At 68.4% G+C, this 21763-nt stretch carries 14 protein-coding genes and 4 pseudogenes; 13 read left to right on the forward strand and 5 right to left on the reverse strand.

All coding sequences use genetic code 11. The annotated features are described in order from the left end of the window. Both ABTY56_RS37265 and ABTY56_RS38960 read right to left on the reverse strand, forming a co-directional pair. On the reverse strand, positions 1-122 hold a 122-nt coding region (locus ABTY56_RS37265), incomplete at its 3' end, for a YccF domain-containing protein (protein ID WP_350634153.1). Positions 123-311: 189 nt separating this feature from the next. Continuing rightward, entirely contained in the window at positions 312-623 is a 312-nt protein-coding gene (locus tag ABTY56_RS38960) for a ricin-type beta-trefoil lectin domain protein (protein WP_502893269.1), read from the reverse strand. Between ABTY56_RS38960 and ABTY56_RS37275 the strand changes: the two are divergent. Continuing rightward, positions 549-1464: pseudogene (locus ABTY56_RS37275) on the forward strand (IS982 family transposase). The gene ABTY56_RS38960 and the pseudogene ABTY56_RS37275 overlap by 75 nt on opposite strands. Positions 1465-1481: 17 nt before the next feature. Here the strand turns inward: ABTY56_RS37275 and ABTY56_RS37280 are convergent. Next, on the reverse strand, positions 1482-4724 hold the full coding sequence (locus tag ABTY56_RS37280; RefSeq protein WP_350634144.1) for a hypothetical protein: 3243 nt from the start codon (positions 4722-4724) through the stop codon (positions 1482-1484). A 415-nt stretch (positions 4725-5139) separates the two neighbouring features. Here ABTY56_RS37280 and ABTY56_RS37285 point away from each other — a divergent pair, with 415 nt between their 5' ends. The 6 genes and pseudogenes from ABTY56_RS37285 to ABTY56_RS38965 all read left to right on the forward strand — a co-directional run bounded on the left by ABTY56_RS37285 (position 5140) and on the right by ABTY56_RS38965 (position 14994). Then, the gene (locus tag ABTY56_RS37285) at positions 5140-12318 is read left to right on the forward strand and encodes an RHS repeat-associated core domain-containing protein (RefSeq protein WP_350634145.1); all 7179 of its coding nucleotides are present in this window, start codon (positions 5140-5142) and stop codon (positions 12316-12318) included. Next, positions 12318-12779: an SUKH-3 domain-containing protein gene (locus tag ABTY56_RS37290; protein ID WP_350634146.1), complete on the forward strand. Its 462-nt coding sequence runs from the start codon at positions 12318-12320 to the stop codon at positions 12777-12779. The genes ABTY56_RS37285 and ABTY56_RS37290 overlap by 1 nt, the downstream gene beginning before the upstream one ends. A 522-nt stretch (positions 12780-13301) precedes the next feature. Next, a complete protein-coding gene (locus ABTY56_RS37295; protein WP_350634147.1) occupies positions 13302-13445 on the forward strand; it encodes a hypothetical protein in 144 nt (47 codons plus the stop codon). A gap of 3 nt (positions 13446-13448) precedes the next feature. Then, positions 13449-13631, forward strand: a pseudogene (locus ABTY56_RS37300) (ricin-type beta-trefoil lectin domain protein); the annotation flags it as partial. Between the two features lie 46 nt (positions 13632-13677). Beyond that, positions 13678-13833, forward strand: coding sequence for a ricin-type beta-trefoil lectin domain protein (locus ABTY56_RS37305; protein ID WP_350634154.1), 156 nt, complete (start codon positions 13678-13680; stop codon positions 13831-13833). 87 nt (positions 13834-13920) lie between these two features. Beyond that, a pseudogene (locus ABTY56_RS38965) lies at positions 13921-14994 on the forward strand (IS630 family transposase). A gap of 73 nt (positions 14995-15067) precedes the next feature. On the opposite strand, the gene ABTY56_RS37320 reads toward ABTY56_RS38965, so the two are convergent. Then, positions 15068-15544 (reverse strand): hypothetical protein, encoded by a 477-nt coding sequence (locus tag ABTY56_RS37320; RefSeq protein WP_350634149.1) that lies wholly within the window; start codon positions 15542-15544, stop codon positions 15068-15070. A 555-nt stretch (positions 15545-16099) separates the two neighbouring features. Between ABTY56_RS37320 and ABTY56_RS37325 the strand changes: the two are divergent. From ABTY56_RS37325 to ABTY56_RS37350, 6 genes and pseudogenes are all read left to right on the forward strand, one after another. Then, positions 16100-17632, forward strand: a pseudogene (locus ABTY56_RS37325) (ISL3 family transposase); the annotation flags it as partial. A 109-nt stretch (positions 17633-17741) separates the two neighbouring features. After that, positions 17742-19466: a hypothetical protein gene (locus ABTY56_RS37330; RefSeq protein ID WP_350634150.1), complete on the forward strand. Its 1725-nt coding sequence runs from the start codon at positions 17742-17744 to the stop codon at positions 19464-19466. Beyond that, positions 19463-19960: a hypothetical protein gene (locus ABTY56_RS37335; RefSeq protein WP_350634151.1), complete on the forward strand. Its 498-nt coding sequence runs from the start codon at positions 19463-19465 to the stop codon at positions 19958-19960. Before ABTY56_RS37330 ends, ABTY56_RS37335 begins: the two co-directional genes overlap by 4 nt. Positions 19961-20236: 276 nt before the next feature. Beyond that, positions 20237-20392, forward strand: coding sequence for a hypothetical protein (locus tag ABTY56_RS37340; protein ID WP_350634152.1), 156 nt, complete (start codon positions 20237-20239; stop codon positions 20390-20392). A 56-nt stretch (positions 20393-20448) separates the two neighbouring features. Next, complete coding sequence (locus ABTY56_RS37345) at positions 20449-20661, forward strand: hypothetical protein (protein ID WP_108939641.1); 213 nt, start codon at positions 20449-20451, stop codon at positions 20659-20661. After that, complete coding sequence (locus ABTY56_RS37350; RefSeq protein ID WP_108939642.1) at positions 20661-20933, forward strand: hypothetical protein; 273 nt, start codon at positions 20661-20663, stop codon at positions 20931-20933. The genes ABTY56_RS37345 and ABTY56_RS37350 overlap by 1 nt, the downstream gene beginning before the upstream one ends. Before the next feature lie 199 nt (positions 20934-21132). On the opposite strand, the gene ABTY56_RS37355 is transcribed toward ABTY56_RS37350, so the two are convergent. Further along, the gene (locus tag ABTY56_RS37355; RefSeq protein WP_108939643.1) at positions 21133-21588 is read right to left on the reverse strand and encodes a hypothetical protein; all 456 of its coding nucleotides are present in this window, start codon (positions 21586-21588) and stop codon (positions 21133-21135) included. Positions 21589-21763 lie beyond the last annotated feature (175 nt).

Genomic DNA, 21763 nt, shown 5'->3' on the forward strand with positions numbered 1-21763 from the left:
GACGCCGCCCCGGCGTCCGGCCGCTCCACCGCCGTCCGTCCGAACGGCCACAGGATGAAGCCCGCGAGCCGGAACGAGGCGATGCCGAAGGGGATCACGTCCGGACGCTCAGCATCGCGCACCTTCGCCGCTCCGCTTCCGGCTGACGCTGACGCGGGCCTGAACAGCGCAAACGCTGGTGACGGCACGCGGTAGAACCCCTCGGCGTCGATGCGGTGTGAGCGTTCGACCCTGCGGTTGAGCTGTGGGGGCGCCAGCGTGATTTATAGCGCGAGGTGGCCCCGGTCGAGATCGGTCGGGGCCACCTTTGGTTACTTCAGTGCTTCGTCCCGGCCTTGGTTTCGGACGGGAGTGGACCACTTCTGGGCGGTGCTGCCGTTGCAGTCCCAGAGCTGGACGGCGGTGCCGGGCGCGGAGCTGCCGCCGTTGATGTCGATGCATTTGCCGCTCTGGGCGGCGAAGGTGACGGGGCTGTTGTCGGCTAGATGATTGATGCCAAGGGCTCGCTGGCGCGCATGACATGAAGCGAGGGAGTCCAAAGATCGGTTGTGACGCCTGATCTGGACTCCCTCGCGACCGCACTCTATGTGAAGACCGACGATCTGCTGAAGGAATCGCCGCATCTGGCGCCGTGGCGTCCCGAGATCGGCATCAAGCCGCGGCTCAGCGACGCCGAACTGGTCACCCTCGCGGTGATGCAGGCCCTGCTCGGATTCACCTCCGAGCGCCGCTGGATCCGCCACGCCTCATCCCACCTGCGGCACCTGTTCCCCTACCTGCCCGGCCAGTCCGGCTACAACCGGCGCCTGCGCAAGGCCGCCGACCTGATCGCACAGGTCAACCGCCTCCTCGCCCGAGACACCTCGCTGTGGACCGACACCGTCTGGGTCGTCGACTCCACACCGGTGGAGTGCGGGCGCTCGCGCGAGACGGCCAAACGCTCCGACCTGGCCGGATGGGCCGAATACGGCTACTGCGCCAGCCACTCCCGGTTCTTCTGGGGGCCTGCGCCTGCACCTGCTGTGCACCCTGCACGGGCTGCCCATCGCCTTCGCGCTGACCGGCGCGAAGGCGGACGAGCGCGAGACCCTGCTCGGCATGCTCCACGCCGAGCCCGACCTCGCGGCCTCCCGACCGGGCCAGACCCTCATCAGCGACCGGCAGTACTACGGCCGCGCCTTCGAACACGAACTCGCCGAGTGGGGAGTGCAGCTGCTGCGGCCGGCCCGCAAGGGCGAGCCCTTGCGGGCCAGATCCGCCCTGTTCAAGCCACTGCGGCAGATCATCGAGTCCGTCAACCAGACCTTCAAGGCCCAGCTCGACCTCGAACGCCACCAGGGCCGCACCCCGGGCGGGGTCATGGTCCGCGTCCTGCAACGCGTCCTCGCACTGACCAGCGCAATCTGGCACAACGACCACACCGGCCAGCCCGTCATGCGCTCCCTGACCGCCTACGACCACTAACCCTTCGCATCATTCATCTAGGTGGTCAGGACGCTGGTCGGTCCGGTGGTCCAGGTGTAGTAGGGGTCGGTGGTGGTGGAGTGGCCGGTGAAGATTTGGACGATTCCGTTGGGAGTCATGCGCCACAGGGTGGGGGTGCCGGTGCCGGTGAGGTCGCCGTCGGATCCGATGAGCGGCCAGTCGGCGGCGGGGATGTCCCAGCCGATCTTGGTGTCGGTGGCGATGCCGGTGAGAGTGGGGTAGGTGGTGCTGTTGTCGAATTCGTCGGTGAGGGTGATGGTGCCGGTGGTGAAGGTGCAGCCGCGCAGGTCGCCGGTGCTCTGGTTCCGGGCCCACAGGCCGGGGTGTCCCTGGCCGGCCCAGTCGCCGGGGGAGATGAGGTCCCAGCCGCTCCAATTGGCGGCGGCGAGCTTGGTGGGCGAGCCGAACTTGGCATCACCGATGCTGGGGTAGAACCAGAGGGCGCCGGTTCCGTCCGGGCTGCTCTCGACGGTGAACAGGCCGGTGCGGTTGAGGAACTTCTTGTTCGTGTTGAGGTTGGTGGTGCTGGGGTCGCCGCTGGCGGCGATCTGCAGGGTGGTGGACCAGTCGGCGGTGTTGTAGCCGGTGCAGTCGGTCAGTTTGGGGTCGCAGGCGGGTTTGGCCAGGGTGCTGTGGGTGTCGAAGGCACCGGTGACGCCGGTGTTGCCGGGGTTTTTGTAGAAGTAGAGCTTCTGGTCGCCGTCCTTGTGGACGATGAGGTCGTCGACGTTCATCCCGCCGCGCAGGCTGCCGCGGTGGGTGAGGCGGTAGTTGGCCCAGGAGTCGCCGCCGGGGGACTTGGCCATCGGGGCGGCGAGCGGGGCCTTGGGCGCGGTCGCGGCGATGTTGTACGCCCGCAGGTCGCCGTTGGGGTCGGCGGTGACGATGTCGGGCAGGGCGTCTCCGGTGACGTCGCCGAAGGTCGGTGCGGGGCTGTTGGGGTTCCACGGGACGTAGAAGGCGTACTGCGCGACGGGTGAGAGGTTGCCGGCGTTGTCCTCGGCCTGGACGTAGAGGACGTTTGTGCCCCAGCGCCCGGCGGTCACCGGGATCTGGCCGGAGGGCATGGAGCCACCGCACTGCCAGGTGGCGTCGACCAGCTGGGGGTCGAAGCTCCAGCGCAGGCAGACCGCGCCGGACGCGTAGCCGCCGCTGGGGGCGGCGTCTGCGGCGGTGAAGGGGACGCCGCCGCTCTGGCCGGCGTAGATCTGGGGGGTCTGGCCGTTGCCGCTGGGCGGGAACTGGGTGGTGGTGTCGCTGACGGTGGTGGGGAAGGTGACGGTCGGCGGGGTGAGGTCGACCTTGAAGTAGCAGGCCGGGGTGGAGGGGGACCAGGGCACGCCGTCCAGCTGGTCGGTGGCCATCATGGCGTAGCCGTAGGCGTGGCCGTCCTGGATGACGCTGCCGGGGATCTGGAAGCTCGTGGCGCCGCCGCTGTTGACGAAGGCGGTGACGTCGCTCTTGACGTCGGGGACGCCGGGGAGGTTGTAGTCCCAGATGTGGTCCCAGGTCGCGACCTGGGCCTGGGTGGGGCTGGTGACGGTGGCGTTGAGCCAGACGGCGTTGTCTTGGTCGGAGCCGGCTCCGAGCCAGGCCCAGTTGTCGGTGTTGCCGTCTCCGCAGGCCTGGTTGGTGGCCGCGGGGCTGACGGTCCGGGGCGCGGGCCACACGCCCGGGCTGGTCGGGGTGTTGGGTACGCGGTCGTACTCGATGTACAGCGTGGGCTGGTAGGTGAAGCGCTTGAAGGCGTTCTGGTTGCTCTCGTCGCCGTAGAGGCCGAAGGTCAGCTGGCCGTTGTTGGTGTACTGGCGCATCGTGCCGGTGATGTCGAACTGGAACGGCACGTTGTCGTGGCACGCGGCGCCGCCCGATCCACCGACCATGGCGGTCTGGCCGAGCGGGCCGCTCACCTGTGCGGGCTGGTTGGACCAGGTGGTGCCGTTGCCGATCGGCCCGGTGACGTAGAGGTTGAGCGGGTACTTGGTGGTGCAGGACCAGTCGGCGGAGACGTACTCCTGCATGTTCATCGTCGCGTAGTGGACGATCGCCCCGTTGAGGGCGCTGATGTCGAATTGGTAGAAGCTGCGTTCCTTGTCGGCGGGGGAGCAGCTGCCGCCGTGGGAGTAGTAGCCGCAGACGCCGGCGCCGGGGTGGTCGGCGTCCGCGCTGCCCTGGCGCAGCCAGTTGTTGGAGCCGTTGTGGGCGGACTGGACCCAGGTCCAGGAGTTGCCGGTCTGGGTCCAGGGCAGGAAGGCAGGGTCGATGTAGTAGGGCGCGGTGCCGTGGGCCAGGAGGTCCTGGTCGGGCGTCAGGTCGATACCGGAAGTGCCTGCGCTGACCGGCATGGTGGCGACCTTGGAGGCCGTCCCGGGGCCGGTGTCGGAACCGGCGGCAGCGGCTTTGCCCGGGTCCGGGGTAGCGGGCGTGGGTGCGTCGGCGGCGGCCGCGGGAGACGTCAGGGCGGACTTGGCCGCGGGTGTCGTGGTGCTCGTGGCGGGTGTGGTGGTGCTGTCCCACATCTGAGGTGTGCGGGCGATCCAGCGTGGCTTGCCGTCGGTGCCCGCGGCGGTGATGTTGCCGTGCTCGTCGCTCTTGACCGTCACACCGTCGGTGGTGGTGTCGAAGTGCAGGTTCTTCAGCACGGGGTTGCTCGCGGCAGCCTGGGTCTTGACGACCAGGACCGTGGTCAGACCGCCGAGCTTGGTAGCGGTGACCTTCAGGTCGATGTCAGGGGCGACCGACGGGTAGACCACGCTGTCGCCACTGACGGTGGGTGTGGGAAGCGCGAACGGGGCGGACAACGCCAGCTTCTTGCCGTCCGCGCTGGTCATGGTCGCCAGCGGCCCGCTCCCGCCCTTGGACAGCACCAGCTGCCCCGCAGCGGACCTGGGAGAGAACGTCCCGTCCTGATTGGCCGCCAGCGTGGCATCCAGCCCCTGCCAAACCCCGCCACGGCGCACACGCTGCTGCTCCTGGTGGCTGGTGAGCGCGAGGTGGCCCTCGGGCGTGGCCACGGTCTCGCTGAACTCGGTGGTGAGCGATTCGATCGGGACGTTCTTCTGCGTGGCCTTGGCCTCGGCGATGGCCTTCTCGGTGGCGGTGGCCGGCGGGCGCTCCTGCAGGTGCTTCGCGGTGGCGGCGGTGATGGTGGCCTGGGACGGGACCGCCGGCGCGTCGGCGGCGCGGGCGGCTTGGCCCGATAGGCCGGCGGTGAGCATCAGAACCGCAGTCGCGGTCAATGCCCTCAGCGGTGCACCGTCGTGACGGTACTTTGTGTTCAAAACGGGAATCTCCCCCCAATTAAAACGGGAAGACCTGCATGGGGCACAGGTCAGGGGCACCGTATGGGGAGGGTCGGACATCGGCCAGTGTGATTCGGTAACGAAGGTCCGGCTTGCAGTGAATTGGTCGGTTCGTAGACCACCGTGAGAAGACTCACCTGTCACCGGGTCTTGACTGTCCGTCATCAACATCCGTTAGCATCCGGCGGTTCGGATACAGGACTCGGCTCCCGTATTCGGGGGGCCCAATCTGCTGGGGGGATGCAAAAGCGTGTCATTCAAGAGGAAGTCAGGCTTCGAGAGCAAAAAGGGCAGGGGAAGGAGACTACGAGCCCGGTTGGCTGCCGTAACAACGGCCGCCGTCCTCGGGTCGATGCTCGCACCCCTGCCCATCGCGGCAGCAGCGGACCAGCCGGACTACTCCCGCAAGTGGTCGCCGCCGAACACCGCCCTGCCCAAGACGCCCTCGATCACGGGCCAGAACGCCGCACCGGTCCCGGCACCGAAGCCGGAACACCCGGTGCCGCCGACCTGGACACCGCCGAAGAACCCGAAACCGCTCCCGGGCGGCCACGCCGCGGTCAACCTCGGCACCGCACCCCAGGCCCACCCCCTGGCCGACGGCGAGAAGCCACAGGCCGGCGACGAGGCCAAGGCCGCCGGCCTTCCGGTCACCATCGCGCCGCTGGCCGGCTCGTCGGCCGCCGGCCAGACGATCCAGATCGAGGTCGCCGACACCAAGACATCGGCCTCCGCCGGAATCCCCGGCGTCGCCGTGACCCTCACCCGCCCCGGCACGGGCGATGACGCCCCCGTGCGCCTGGGCATCGACGCATCGAGCCTGGACGCCGCGTTCGGCGCGAACTGGGCCGCCCGAGCCCACCTCGTGGTCCTGCCGGGCTGCGCGACGACGACACCGCAAGCACAGGACTGCCAGAAGCAGACACCGCTCGAATCGCACTACGACCCGTCGACCAAGAAGCTCGACGCCGACGTCCCGCTGACCGGGACGGGCACCGCCCAGGTAACGGCCACCCCGGCCAGCAAGACCGCGACCGACGCCGCCGATCCTGGGGTGGCCCGGGCGGTGTACGCGGGTTCCACCACCACCTCCACCACCGTCGGTGTGGTGTCGGGGGCGTCGAGTGGGGCCGGCACCTACGCGGCGACCCCGCTCGGGGCCTCCCAGGCCTGGACCGCAGGTGGCTCTTCCGGCGCTTTCACCTACGGATACCCCGTACAGATGCCGCCAGCGCTCGCCAGCGCGGGCCCGAAGGTGGCCCTGTCCTACAACTCGGCCTCGGTTGACGGCCTGACTTCGTCGACGAACGCGCAGGCTTCCTGGATCGGCGACGGCTGGGACTACAGCACCGGCTTCGTGGAGCGGTCGTTCAAACCGTGTTCACAGGGCGGGATCACGAACTCCGGCGACCAGTGCTGGAGCGGCGCGAACCTCACCTTGTCGATGGGAGGCCACTCCGGGCAACTGGTGCAGAACGACGCCTCCTGCCAGTCCGGCGCCGCCGCCGCGATGGAACAGGCAGCCTGCACCTGGCATCTCAAGGACGACGACGGTACCAAGGTGCAGTTCCTGACCGGTGCGACCAATGGCACCTGGAACGGCTCCTACATCAAGGTCACCGACACCGATGGAACGGCGTCCTACTTCGGCCTGAACCACCTGCCTGACGCGAACGGCAACCCGACGACCCTGGGCGCGGACAGCGGTTCGACGTGGACCGTCCCAGTCTACTCGCCGAACAGCGGCGACCCGTGCTACGACCCGGCCAAGGGCAAGGGCTCGTGGTGCCAGACTGCGTGGCGCTGGAACCTCGACTACGTCGTGGATTCGCACGGCAACCTGACCACCTACACCTACACCCCCGAGACGAACTACTACGCCCGCGGGGGCGCCCAGAACAACGGCATTGGCACACGGACCGCCTACACCCGCTCGGGTGTGCCCGCCACCATCGGGTACGGCCAGCGCCTGACGGACCAGCTGAGCAACAATGGCGCCTCCAACCCTGCCGCGAAGATCGTCTTCAACACCTCCGAGCGGTGCGTCACCTCCACCCCGGCCTGCGACCCGTCCCAGCGCACCGCGGTCAACGCGGCGAACTGGCCCGACGTCCCGCTGGACCAGCAGTGCGACGCGACCAGCCCGTGCACGAACTACGGGCCGACGTTCTGGACCACCAGGTGGCTGGCGTCCATCGCCACGGAGGTCCGAGTCAACGGTACCTACCAGACCGTGGACTCGTACACGCTCAACCACACGTTCATCAACGTGCAGAACGCCACCGAGAACACCCAGGTCCCCTGGCTCGCCTCGATCCAGCGCACCGGCCAGGACCCCCAGGCCACCGGCGGCCCGGTCACGCTCCCACCGGTGTCCTACACCGCACAGCTGCTGTCCAACCGCGTGGACGGCACCAACCTGGTTCCCGCGCCGCCGGCCTACAACCGGCCCCGCATCCAGCTCATCACCACCGAGACCGGCAGCACCATCGGCGTCAACTACGCCCCCGCCGCCTGCTCACGCCTCAACAACGTCATGCCGGCCACCGCCGACAGCGACACGCTCTCCTGCTACAACGTCAAGTGGAACCCGCCCGGCTCCGTCGCCGGTGCGAACCCAGTGGACGACTGGTTCCTCAAGTACCCGGTCGCCAGCGTCACCATGAACCCCGGCACACCCGGATCCATCCCGATGGTGACCAACTACAACTACGGCAAGGCCGCCTGGCACCGCAACGACTCCGCCACCACCGACGACAAGGTCCGCACGTGGGACCAGTTCCGCGGCTACGCCTCCGTCACCGAGGTGTCCGGCAGCGGCAACGACGGCCCGCAGACCAAGAAGTCGACCACCTTCTACCAGGGCATGGACGGTGACCTGCAGGCCAACGGCACCGCCCGCAGCGTCCGGGTCGCAGGCCCGATGGGAGGACAGGCCACCGACTCCGACTGGCTCTCCGGCCAGACCCGCGAGAGCGACACCTACACCAGCGCCGACGCCGCAGGAAGCGTCACCAGCTACACGGTGAAGTCCTCCAGCGGCGACCGGGTCACGACCGCCACCCACAACCAGGGCAACGGCCGACCCGCACTCACAGCCCGGTACACACCCGCGACGACCGTGAGCACGGTGAAGACGCTCAAGGCCGACGGAACCTGGCGAGCCAACACCACGACCACGACGACCGACCCCTCGCACGGCAACCGTGTCAGCACCTCGCTCGACACTGCCGACGACCTTCCGGACATCTGCACCCGCACCAACTACGCCACCGGGACGGACCCCCAGGTCCTGGAAGTGGAGTCTGAGTCGATAGCCGTCACCGGCGCAAACGCCTGCACCGCGACGCCCACAGCGACCAACACCCTCTCGTGGACCCGGACGCTGTACGACGGCCAGGCCTTCGGACAACTCGGATCCGCGCACGACGCGACCAGCACACTGACTCTCGACCACTTCGACGCCTCCGGCGCCCCGCAGTTCAGCACGACCAACGCGACGTACGACACCTACGGGCGGACCACGAGCACGACCGACCCCAACGCCACCGACAGCGCGCACCCGGCCGGTGCGACCGTCACCACCTCCTACACAGCGGCAACCGCGGGTGAACTGCCCCGCAGTGTCACCGTCACCAGCCCAGCGCCGGCCGGTGCCAGCGACGCCGCCACCGGCCGGGTCACCACCACCACCTACGACAGCGCACGTGCACTGCCGCTGACCGTGACCGACCCCAACGGCCGCTCGACCACCCAGGCCTACGACACACTCGGCCGGGCAACCAGCGTTTGGCTACCGGGCCGTGCCACCACGGAGAGCGCCAACAAGACGTTCGCCTACTCGCTTCCAGGGGTGCTCAACGGCAACGCCGTTCCTTCGACGGTGACCTCCTCCGACCTGCTTGCGAGCGGCGCCTACGCCGTCAAGATCGCTATCATGGACGGCGAGGGACGGACCGTTCAGACCCAGTCCACACCGGCGCTCTCCGCCTACAAGGGCCGGTTGATCACCGACACGGTGTACGACTCCCAGGGCCGGGTCACCAGGAGCAACAATCCCTGGTACAACGACGACACCGCGCCCAGCACCACACCGTTCCTGACCACCACGCAGAAGGTCCCGGCACAGACCTACAACGTCTACGACGGTCTCGGCCGCCCGGTGACCACGCAGTTCGTCGCCTATGGCGTGGTCCAGTCCGCAACCACCACCGCCTACCCCGGCGTCGACCGAACGGACATCACGCCCCCTACGGGCGCCACACCGACCTCGACCGTCAGTGACGCGCGCGGCCACAAGGCCCAGCTGTGGCAGTACAAGAGCGCCACCGCCACCGGAAACCCGGCCGACGCGGACGTGACCTCCTACACCTACACGGCCAACGGCCACCTCGCCACGCAGAAGGACGCCGCGGGCAACACCTGGACCCACGGCTACGACCAGCGCGGCCGCGAGGTCACCACCGCCGACCCGGACACCGGCACCGCTACCAAGACCTACGACGCCGCGGGCCGGCTGGCCTCGTCCACGGACGCCCGTAACCAGACAATCGCCTACACCTACGACCTGCTCGGCCGAGCGACGGGCACCTACGCTGGCACGGTCAGCCCGGACCACCAGCTGACCGGCTCCACCTACGACACCGTCGTCAAGGGCAAGCCCGCCACCTCCACGCGCTACGTCAACGGCGCCTCCGGCATCACCTACACCAGCTCCGTGCTGGCCTACGACACCGCCTACCACCCGACCAAGACCACCACCACGATCCCCGGCACCGAAATCGGCCAGGGCACCACCCCGTTCACCTACACCTACCAGGCAACCTATGACCCCATCACCGGCGCACTGACCGCCGACAACCGCTCAGCCGTCGGCGACATCGCGGCGGAGACGGTCGACTACACCTACGACGAGTACGGCCCGCTGAGCACCTTCGGCGCCCGCGGAGGCGACACCTACGACCTGTCCTCCGACTGGGATGCCTACGGGCGCAGCATCCGCGCCACGGTGAACCCGTGGGGCACCCAGATCGTCGTCACCAACACCTATGACGAATCAAGCGGCCGACCGCTGTCGCAGTTCGTCGACAAGCAGACCGCCTCCACCGGCGCCGTTCAGCAGCTCACCTACGCCTACAACGCCGCCGGACAGCTCACCGCCGTCCGCAACATCCCGGACAACACCCCGTCGTCCACCGACCTCCAGTGCTTCGGCTACGACTACCTCGGCCGGCTGACCAGCGCCTGGTCGGACACCGGCACGCTCACCCAGACCCCGCAGCCCACAGTCGGGGGCATCGGCGCCTGCGCCAATGCGACGCCGACCAGCAGCGCCCAGGCCCCGAACAGGACCACGGTCGGCGGCCCCGCCGCTTACTGGCAGAGCTACGGCTACGACCTCACCGGCAACCGCACCCAGCTCGTCCAGCACGACCCGTCCGGTGACACCGCCAAGGACACCACCACCAACCAGACCTTCCCGGCCACCGGGACGGTCAACACCCCGACCACTGCTCCCAACACCGGCGGCGGCACCGGCGGCCCGCACGCCCTGACCAGCACCACCACCAAGGCGCCAACCGGCACCACCGCCAGCAGCGCCCAATACGACGCGGCAGGCAACACCACCGCCGTCACCGACACCTCCGGCACCGCCACCCTCGCTTGGAACAGCGAGAACAAGCTCGCCTCCTACACCAAGACAGAAACCGCCGGACCGACCACCTACCTCTACGACGTCACCGGCAACCAGCTCATCCGCCGGGACCCCGGCAAGACCACCATCAACCTCGGCGGCGACGAACTCGTCTACGACACCAGCACCAACACCGTCACCGGCGTCCGGTACTACCAGATCCCCGGCGGCGTCACCCTGGTCCGCCAAGGCGGCAACACGACCTACCAGATAGCCGACCACCACGGCACCGGGATCCTCGCGCTCGACGGCAGCACGCTGACCGAGAGCCGGCGTCCTGCCGACCCCTTCGGCAACCCCCGCGGCACCCAGCCCACCACCTGGGCCGGCGACCACGGCTTCGTCGGCGGCACCAAGGACGACGCCACCGGCCTCACCAACCTCGGCGCCCGCGAATACCAACCCGCCACCGGGCGCTTCCTCAACCCCGACCCCATCGTCGACCTTGAATCCCCCCAGCAGTGGAACGCCTACGCCTACAGCAACAACAACCCCGTCAACCTCTCCGATCCCTCCGGCCTGCACTTCGAGGAGTGCGGCAACGGCATGTACGCATGCAGTGGCGGAGTCACACCAGTTGAGAAGGGACGCGACTACGACCAGATTGTAGAAGAGAACAAAAAGGCGGAACAGTTCCAGGCATACTCCGCGTATACGTACCGGAGATATCACAAGACAGTCCGTGAGCAGTATGCAGTCCATTGCAGCAATATGCGATGTAATCCAAAGGCCAACCGAGGCGACGGCACCGGTTCGGACTTCCTTTGGGGTGTCGGTGCGTCAGTTGTAGGACTAGTTAACTTTGCGGCGAAACCCGTTAGGTGGATGCGGGGCACGCGTGGCCCCGACATGCTGGATCACTACTTGGAATTTGCCCAGCGCAATGGCGCCGACACTGACAGTGCTCACTTTGGCTCGGGAGCGTTCCTCCTCGCCGCGGTAGGTGACGCCTACGCCGCTAATCCGGAGGCGTCCGTACCAGGCGGGCGGTGGTCGTGCAACAGTTTTCCTGCCGGTACCAAGGTCTTGCTCGCCGACGGAACCGCCAAGCCGATCGACGAGCTGACCGCTGGCGACCAGGTCACTGCAACCGACCCTCAGACTGGCAAGACCACCGGCGAGCACGTCACAGAGACCATCATCACCCCCGATGACAAGGACTTCACGGACCTCCAACTGACCACCTCAGTAGAGGCGAACCCGGCGACGGAGCCCAAGGGCCCCACCGCCCTAACCTCAACCCAACACCACCCGTACTGGGACGTCACCACCAAGCGGTGGACCAACGCAGCCGACCTCCATGCTGGCGACCAGCTCCTGACATCCGCAGGCGACACGGTCACTGTCGCATCGATCCGCAACTATCACACCGACCCGACGCCTGCCTTCAACCTGACCGTCAGTCAGCTCCACACGTACTATGTGCTGGCGGGGACTGCAGCGGTTCTGGTCCACAACTGTGAACTGCACGATTTGGCCAGGGCCGAATCGGCGAAATCAACCACTTCCAATACTGCAGGGGCTGTCGCCCGTGACGCCTACACGGGGGGGTGGGCATATGGGGAGAGTGGCGCGGTACCTGCACATATTCATCCTCAACTGAGCGCGCGCCTCGATGATTTGATGGAGCACCATGGAGGGTCCTTGGAATCATGGCCAGCTGGTGAGTGTGCAGAATTCAATGCCTGCAATAATCTGCTCTTCAAGGTGCCAACGGCGCGCCTTGATGAGGTTGAGTATGCGACCATCATCAGAAAAACTGGATTGAATTTCCCATCCTGCGACAATTGTCGATTCCTGTTGGGTGGCGGCGGCGCAAGTGAGGCGGTGAACTGATGGGTTTGCTTGGCTTTCCAGCCAGGGACGCTGATTTGATTGACTTTCTGGAAGGAATTGGATGGTTCCCCGGACGGTGCGTCGATCTGCAGGGCGATCTCGAGGCGTGGTCGACTGAGGGGTACACTGTTGCCGACTCCGTTCTAGAATTCATGGCGGAGTGTAGCGGTCTTCAATTCGATTATCCTCGACATCCGGCGGTTGGTGGAACGCATGGATGCCTGGTCTCTGGGGCATTTTCGGCGCGACAGGTGGCCCGGTCGCTCGTGGCGGATTACGAGGAGAGGCTTGGCTGCCAGCTGTGCCCCATCGGCTATTCGGCGAGCGGAAGCCTGTTTCTGTATATGGCGCCAGATGGGGTCACATACGGGGGGCATGATCGATTTCTCGCCAAGGTGGCCGATGATGGATACCACGCGCTACAAGCTATTGGACGAAGAGCGGACTTGTCTCCGATCTGATCTGTGGGGCCTGTCGGGTGCCTGGCTCCTTTGAGTGCCCTGTGGGGAGCCCCATCGAAGCGTGATTCGGTGGGGCTTCTCCGTGTAGGGATATGGTGCGCGCCTGCCAAGTTGCAGACAGCAGCCATAAGGTACGCATGCATACTGTATGTGCGTGGGGCGGCTCCCGTCCTGGCTTGCAAAGCTCGTGAAGCTCTCGCGCTTGACGGTTATGATGACCCAGACCTCCATCCTCTCCCTGGAGAACAACAACCTCTACCTCTTCCAGCTCAACGGCCTCGCCGCCGCCCCCGGCGCCGCCGATCCCACCAACCAGGCCACCGTCTGGGCACGCAACCGCACCACCGGCGACATCTACGCCTACCCGCTGGGGTGGAACTCCGACGGGACCGTCGACTACACCGCCCTCACCAAGCCCGACCAGGGGATCAAGCTCGCCGTCGGCCAGGCGCTGAAGGCGGCCGACTACCCCAGCATCGGCGCCGGCAACCTCAACAACGAGGCACACCCGACCTGTGGGCCATGGACACCACCAACTCGATCTCCGTCTACCCCGGCAAGAGCACCACCGGCGTCAAGGGCAAGGTCGACAGCTTCGACCCCGCGGCCTTCGCCGGCTACTCCGACTCCAGCGTCACCGTCCATCCCCAGCTCGTCGACTGGTAGTGCATGGACTCCATCGGCAGCCCCAACGAAGGCACCGACGTCGCCGCCTACGCCTGCTGGCAAATCGTCAACCAGCGGTTCAACTTCGCCACCGACGGCACCATCCGCTCCGGAAGCTGGTGCGTCTCCACCAAGGGCAACGCCCTCACCAACGGTACCGGCCTGATCCTTTCCCGCTGCGTCGGCAACACCGGCCAGAAAAGGGGCCGTCCGCCCCGATGGACGCGTCTACGTGCCTGCCACCGTCACCGCCGACAACCCCGGCGGCCACTGCCTCGAACTCCCCGAATGGCACACCGAACAGGGCACCCGCCTCGGCATCTGGGACTGCCCCGGCCTGCAGGCCAACCAGCGGTGGAACCTCAGCTACGAAAAGCACAAGCCCTGAACTAAACCGCCATCACCTGATTACTCAGGTTGAATTCGTCTTGTCGTAGGCGGTGACGGGCCTTGATCCCTGCGGTATGACATCGGGGTGCGATACGCGCAGGGGGGCGGGTTCACTGCCCGGGAGCAACAGCGTCGGGAGCGGGTGCGGCTTGAGGCGGCCGAGCGGTTTGAATGCGGTGACGGCAACAGGGTGATCGCGGCTGACCTCCGGGTCACGGTGCGGTCGGTGGAGCGGTGGCGTCAGTCCTGGCGGCAGGGCGGTTCGGCCAGCTTGGAGTCGAAGGGACCGCAGTCGCTGTCCCGGCTCGGTGAGCGGCAGTTCGCCCAGCTGGAGCGGGAGTTGGAGAAGGGGCCGCTGGCGCACGGTTGGGAGGACCAGCGGTGGACGCTGGCGCGGATCAAGACTCTGATCGGCCGGCGGTTCCACGTCTCGTACACCGTCCAGGGCGTGTGGAAGCTGATGCGGCGCAACGGGTGGTCGTGCCAGCAGCCGGTCCGTCGGGCGATCGAACGCGACGACGGGGCGGTCGAGGTGTGGAAGAAGCAGGTGTGGCCGCAGGTAAAAGCCTAGTGGCGGCGCTCGGGGCCTGGCTGGTGTTCGAGGACGAGGCCGGGGTCTCGATGACGCCGGCACGGGCCCGCACCTGGGGACGCCGTGGCCGAACGCCCGTTGTCCGGGTGCGTGGGCCGCTCGCGTCGACGGGTCTCGATCGCCGCCCTGACCTGCTACAAGTCCGGAGAGCGGTCCCGGCTGATCTACCGGCCCCGGCTGGATGACGGCCAGGGCAGAACCAAGGGCCGCAAGAGCTTCGCCTGGACCGACTACCGCGACCTGATCGTCGCGGCCCACAACCAGCTCGACGGCCCGATCGTCCTGATCTGGGACAACCTGAACACCCACCTGGCCGCCGGCATGAAGGAGTTCATCGCCGCGCAGGACTGGCTCACCGTCTACCAGCTGCCCCCGTACGCACCCGACCTCAACCCGGTCGAGGGCATCTGGTCACTACTGCGACGCGGATTCCTGGCCAACGTCGCCTTCGCCGACCCCGACCACCTCGTGCGGACAGTCAGGCGCGGCTTACGGAAGATCCAGTACCGACCGCAGCTCGTCGACGGCTGCCTGGCCGCGACCGGACTGATCATTGACCCGCCCTGACCGCCGACATCACGAGTCCACTTGAGTAGCCGAGGTCCGGAGGGTGGCTCCACGCTCGGCGACCGCCCGGAGGTCACTCGGGCGCCACCGGATGGCAGCCGCCTGATGCCGTGCACAGAGCCAGGTCCGAGCCGATTTGGGCGCCCTGCGCAGGGACAGCGAAACGGTATTGCACGAAGGTGGCGAGTCGACCACTGCCGAGGTCGACCATGCTCTGGTGCAGCGGTCCGTAAATGTGGAAGGTGTCCCCCCGCATGGTGACCTGCCCGACCGCCCCGAGGAGGACGGCGAAATTGTCCGGCTTGTCAGCAGAGCCGATATCGACGAACACTGTCTGTGGAAGCTTGGCAGCAAGGTCGTCGATGGTGTCGGTCAGGAACACGGGCCGCACAACGCCGTCCCACTGGCGGTTGAGCGTCACGAAGCAGACGTGGAGGTCGTCGGCCAGCAAGACGATATCGGCCTGGTCCTGGCCAACGGAGTCGAGGACCAGCATGTTCGACAGTTCAGGTGCCGGGCAGCCGGACGGTACAGCCGGGTCCTTGCTCACGATGTCTGCGATCCATTGGGCTGATGCCGGGGCAGGTTCGGGCAGAACCACCCGGTGAGGCGACGGCGCAGCGGAAACTGTGGGAGCGGCGGAGACTGTGGGTGCGGGGCGGGCCCTGCGCTCGGCATAAGTGCATCCCGACAGCGCCAGCAGCACGGCCACCACCCACGCACATTGAAGCGTTCGATTCACTGCCCCCCCAAGTTATTGCCGTCCGCTCGAACCGCTTAGCGTCTGCCAGTCGCACCGGCTCCCGACGCTGTTGCTCCTGACCAGTTGACCCGCCCCGTGCGCGTATCGCACCTTGCTGTCATACCGCAGGGATCAAGGTCCGTCAGCATCTACGACAAGGCGAGTTCAACCTGAGTAGCCCGTGGAGGAGGGGGTTCCGGGACAGCCTCGGGAAGCCCCTTCTCCACGGCCGTCACCCATCCAGGCCTGGATCCTCTCACCGGTGCGTTCGCCCGTCACCGCCGTCACTGTCGGGTCTGTAAAAAGAACGGCTCTGTCCCGTATCCGGTGGTAACGAAGGGTGACGGCCGTCGTTGGCATGGCATGCGCGATGTCAACGAGCTTGTGTGTGTGGTGTTTTCGGGACTGTCGGCCCTCGTCGTTGAGGGTGTAGCGGACGAGGGCGAGGTCATCCGGGTGTCGGCTCGGACCCGGGATGATCCGGTGCCGTGCCCGGTGTGCGGCCAGCCGACAGGGCAGGTGCATGCCTTCCACGGGCGGGTGGTCGCGGACGTTCCGGTTGACGGGCGCCGGGTCGTGGCGTCGGTGCGGGTCCGGCGCATGGTCTGCCCGGCCCTGGGCTGCCCGCGGCAGACGTTCCGCGAGCAGGTCCCCGGCCTGATCGAGCGCTACCAGCGGCGCACGCGCCGTCTCGCCGACCAACTCGGTGGGATCGTCAAGGAGTTAGCGGGCCGGGCGGGCGCCCGCCTCTCCCGCATGCTGGCCTGTGCGATCTCCCGCTCGACCGCCCTGCGCCTGCTCATGCGCCAGGCGGTACCGCCGCCGCGTGTCCCGCGCGTGCTCGGCGTCGACGACTTCGCCCTGCGCCGGCGTCAGCGTTACGCGACCGTGCTCATCGACGCCGAGACCGGCGAGCGGATCGACGTCCTGCCCGACCGCACCACCCAGACCCTGGTCACGTGGCTGCGCGAGCATCCCGGGGCCGAGTACGTCTGCCGCGACGGCTCCGGCTCCTATGGCGAGGCGATCCGCCAGGCCCTCCCCGAAGCAGTGCAGGTCAGCGACAGGTGGCACTTGTGGAGCAACCTGTGCGGGAAGGTCCTGGCCGAGGTCCGCTCCCACACCGCCTGCTGGGCCACCTCCGTGAACCCCGCCAGGCCCGGAGGCGTCCGCGAGCAGACCACCCGCGAGGGCTGGCAACAGGTCCGCGACCTGCTCGACCAGGGCGTCGGGCTGCTTGAATGCGCCCGCCGCCTCGACGTCGCACTGAACACCGTCAAGCGGTACGCCCGCATGAAGCAGCCCACCGCAGAGCGCCGCGCACCCCGCTACAAGCCCACACTGGTCGATCCCTACCGCGACCACCTGCGCCAGCGCCGGGCCGAGGACCCCGCGGCGCCTGTCACCCACCTCCTACGCGAGATCAAGGAGCTCGGCTACACCGGCAGCGCGAACCTCCTGGTCCGCTACATCACCCAGGGCCGCGCCGAGGGCGACAAACCCGTCACCGCCCCGCGGCGCTTCGCCCGCCTCCTCCTCAGCCGCCCGGAGAACCTGCGCGACAAGGACACCGAACTGCTGAGAGAACTCACCGCGGCATGCCCCGAGATGACCGAACTCGCCCGTCTGACCGGAGAGTTCGCGCAACTGCTGGCGCCGGCCGAGGGCAACGACGCCAAGCTCACCGATTGGATCATGTCAGTTCGCTCCGTCGACCTGCCCCACCTGCACTCCTTCAGCAACGGCCTCGAACTCGACCGCGCCGCCGTCGACGCCGGACTCACCACCCCGCACCACAACGGCCGCACCGAGGGCGTCAACACGCGAACCAAGAAGATCGTGAGGCAGATGCACGGCCGAGCCGGGTTTCCCCTGCTCCGCCACCGCATCCTTCTCCAGCGATCACCACAGAGCGCTACCACCGATTACGGGACAGAGCCGTTCACTGGACAGACCCTCACTGTCCTGTTCTTCCTCGCTCAGTGCCGGATAGTGTCGACCTTGTGTGCAGGATAGGTCGTCCGCATCCGAGACCCGCTACTTCACTGCCCTCGACTACCTCCTCTTCATCCATTCCGTCGGTAGCCACGGCGTCATCCGCATCGCTGCCCGGGTGAACATCGGCATCGGCCGGAAGGCGAAGTACGTGTTCCGCGAGCGCCGGTTCAGCGTGAAGCGCATCCGCGACGGGCACGCCTCGGTCGTGAGCGCCCTCACGGCGCTCAGCTTCCATACCTTCTGCACGTTCCCCTACCCGAAGCCGGGCGGGGCCGTCCCAGAAGCGTCGGACGCCAACGTCACCTCGATCTGCGCCAACTGGATCGACCTCGACTACTACGGCGTCCAGGGCCTCGCGGGGCTGTCCAAGGACGACGTGCTCGACATCGTCCTACGCCGCTGCGAGGAGAAGGGCTGGCCGGCTCCGAGCTACGTCATGTCGTCCGGAAGGGGCATGCTCATCGTGTGGCTCTACGAGGTGGCGCCCCGCGAGGTCCTGCCCCGGTGGCGCGCCGTCCAGCGCACCCTGAACCGCGCGTTCGCGGACCTCGGTCACGACGCCACCGGGATGTCGCCGACGCACCTCTATCGGTACTCGGGCAGCTACAATCCCAATGCCAAGGCCCCGGCCTTTATGATGTGGCCGTACTACACCGCCGACGTCCGCCGGGGGACGTTCGACGAGCTCGCCGCCGCCGTCATGCCGATCTCGCGCCGCAAGGCGAAGTTGTTCGTCGTCGAGAAGCTCGACGGCATCGCCAAGCGGGCCGCTAAGCAGGCCGGGCGTGACCGGGCCCGGCGGGAGGAGGAGGTGGCCCCGACGACCGCCCCTGCCGCGCCGGCACGCAAGAAGCGAGAGCGGGTGGGCGGCCACCTGACCGGCCGCTCGTACTGGGGGGCCATTGCCGCCGACGTCGAGCGCCTGCGTGTCCACCGGTTCGACGGGAAGCGGATGGTCGAGGACACGGGCCGGTCCACGATGGCCTATGCGGCGACGATGGTGCAGGCCTGGGTCATGCCGGCGTGCGACCTCGACGGTTGGGTCCGCGACCAGGCGCATGCCTGGGGGCTCGACGAGGAGCAGGCCCTGGCCTGCACCAGCGGCGTCCGCAAGGCCGCCCGGGACGCTGCAAACGGCGAGCGCAAGTTCTGGCTGGGGAAGGAGATCGACCCCCGCTACCGGCCGGGGCCGAAGCGTCTGATCGAGCTCCTCAAGATCCAGCCGGCCGAGATGGGCGCCGCCGACCTGCGCATTCTGGTCACCGCCGAGCGGAAGCGGGACGTCGTCGCTGACCGCCAAGCCACCCTGCGCCGATCCCGGGGGGCCAGGTCCCGCACGGACCAGCAGGGCGCCCGGCTCGCCGTCGGGGCCGAGGCCCTACGCCTTCGCCGCGACGAGGGGCTTGACCGCCCCGCCATCGCCGCCCGGCTCGGCGTCACCACTCGCTACCTCGACACCGCCCTGCGTGACGCCAAGGCCGTCGAGGCCATCGGCACGGTCACGGCCCCAGACAAGCCGGTCAAGCCGCGCCGTTCACATGGTTCGTCACGGGGTACTTCACGCGTGAGGGGCGGAAATACCTCCGGCGAGGCGACCGTCGCGCTTGTGGCGCCCGAGGCGGAGGTCTATACTGGTGGCGTCACGGTGAAGGGCACCTACCTCCCCGACAACGCCCGCTGCGCGCCTTATGGCCCGGCGGGCGTTTCTGTTCCCGAGAAGGTGTCGGCATGACCCGCGCCCTCGTCATCAACTACGTCAGCGACGACCTCCTTCGCCATCGCGCCCTCCAGGCTGCACGCAAGCGAGCCCTTGAGGCCTGGTACGGCGGCGCCCGTCCCGTGAACCCGCACGGTCGCCGTCAGTACCGCTACGGGCGCGTGGTCTACCTGACGGAGAACCACGCGCCGCTCCCGGCCCCGCCGGCTGCGGCCGCCGGCCAGGCTGCCCTTCGCGCGATCTTGAAAGGGTGGCGCGGCGACGGCGAGTACGCCGCCCTGGGGGCCTGGGACGACGAACGGGGTGGCGCCTCGCGTCGCGCCCTCGTCTCGGCCGGGCAACTGCTCGCCGGCGAGCCCGACGACGATGCCCGGGAGCGTGCGGACAGCCTCGTGATCCTCGCGCTCGGGCCACCCAGCAGGGACCTCGACGGGGCGCGCGAGCGGCTGCTGGCCCTGCCGGCGCCCGCCCCGTGGTCGTGGGAGGCCGCGGCCCGCTACTGGGGCTGACGCGCCCCGGGGACGGGCTACCAAGGTTAGGCGAGCCCGTCCTTCCGACGTCTGCATGGTTTCGACCGCGCAAAGCGACGCGGTCGCGCACGATCCTGTTGCGCTCCCCTTTGCGAATCCGGGTCGCGCGCGCAGCGTTCCTGCATAGATCAAACCGCCGCCCTTGGCGTTAGCGCGCCCCCGAACCGGCTGGACGACCCGCGCAAGCGCCGCTCGCCGTCGAGCCTGAGCGCGCGGGTCGCGATGGCGAACGTCATCGCCCCCATCGTCTCCCGGATGACGACCGAGCAGGTCCGCGTGGCCCTCGGCGACAGCGTGGGCAACATCGGCCAGCTCCGCCGGGACCTCAGCGACATCAAGAGCCGCTGCCCGGACCGCCTGCGCCGGCTGGGCTTCGAGCGCCTGTTCTGGTTCTGCGATTGCCTCGGGTAGGACCCGATCCTCGCCATGCAGGGCCTCGTCCTCCCCAAGGCCGGGGCGGTGCACTAATGGGCGCGCCCCGGGCTCCCCACCGCGACGCCGTGCTCGACGCCTGGTCGTCCCGGCCCGACGCGTCCGCCACCACCATCGACGCCGTTCTCGGCCTCTCGCGGAAGGCCGTCTACTGCGTCGTCGCCACCGCCCGCGCCGAGGGCGACCTTCGCGCCGTCGTCCGCGGCAAGGGCTACCATGCCTGCCAGCCTCCGCGGGGGGACGCCTGATGGTCCCCGCGAGCCGCCTCTACTTCAGCCTGGTGAAGATCGGCGACGAAACCTGCCGGGCCGTCCCGGACGGGCACGAGCTGACGGCGACCGCGTCCGTGGCGCGGGTCTCCGGCGACCGGCTCCTGTTCTTCGTCCCGGTCGCGACCGAGACCGAGTTCTACGCCGGCTGGGAGCCCGAGGACTACCAGCGCGCCAACGCCCGCCTGCACCGCACCCTGAGGCACCGTCTGCGCGAGTTCCGGCTCCATGCCGAGCGGGACGCGGACTGATGCGCCGGAAGCCCCTTGCCGCCCTGATCGGGCTCGCCGCGGTCGCCGGCGCCGTCGCCTCGGTCGCACGGCGGCCCATCCCGCGACCGCCAGGCCGATGGCGCACAGGGCCCATGTCGTCGCGCACGTCCGGTCCATGGCGAGGTCCTCCGCCGGGGATGATCGGGGATCCCGTGCCTAGCGCCAGGGCACGAGGGCCTCAGTCGCCCGAAGAGACGTCGCCCGCGCCGGAGGGGCACGGCCCGGCCATCGCCACCGTCACGTCGAGGCCGTCCTGGCGCGTGACGGACCAGACGCGTAGCTGGCGCTCTCCGTAGCGGCCGCCGCCGCCCAGGGGCGTCCATGTCCCGCCGAGCCCGTCCCGGTCGCGCCACGCCTCCCCGGGGGCCTGGAGCTCGATGCGCTCGCGGCCTCGCGCGTCGACGGTCCCGCACGTCACGGTCGTCGTCCAGCGGTCCCGGCCCGCGGGGGAGGCGTAGACCCGAGCGAATCCCGCGCGGCCACCAGCGACGGGCCCGCGCACGGACATGAGGAAGCGGTCGCCGGTCGAGGGGAAGGGCTTCTCCTTCGGCGGGATGGTCGCGGCGTAGGCCGTGGCGATGACGGGGATGACGACCGTGCGGATGGCGACGTGGTCGAGGAGGGTCGTGATCACTGGTGGGTCTCCGGGGAAGGGGTGGGGGCGAGGGCCCAGGCGGTGCCGTCCGGCTCGAACCAGACGGCGTCGGCGGAGGTGACGATCTCGTCCGTGTCGCGGCGCCGGAAGCCAGGCTCGGTCGGCCGGTAGCCGATGCGGATGGCGTCGGCCGGCCGGGCGCCGTCGGACAGGG

Source organism: Kitasatospora sp. NPDC097691 (assembly GCF_040302665.1).
Classification (GTDB): domain Bacteria; phylum Actinomycetota; class Actinomycetes; order Streptomycetales; family Streptomycetaceae; genus Kitasatospora.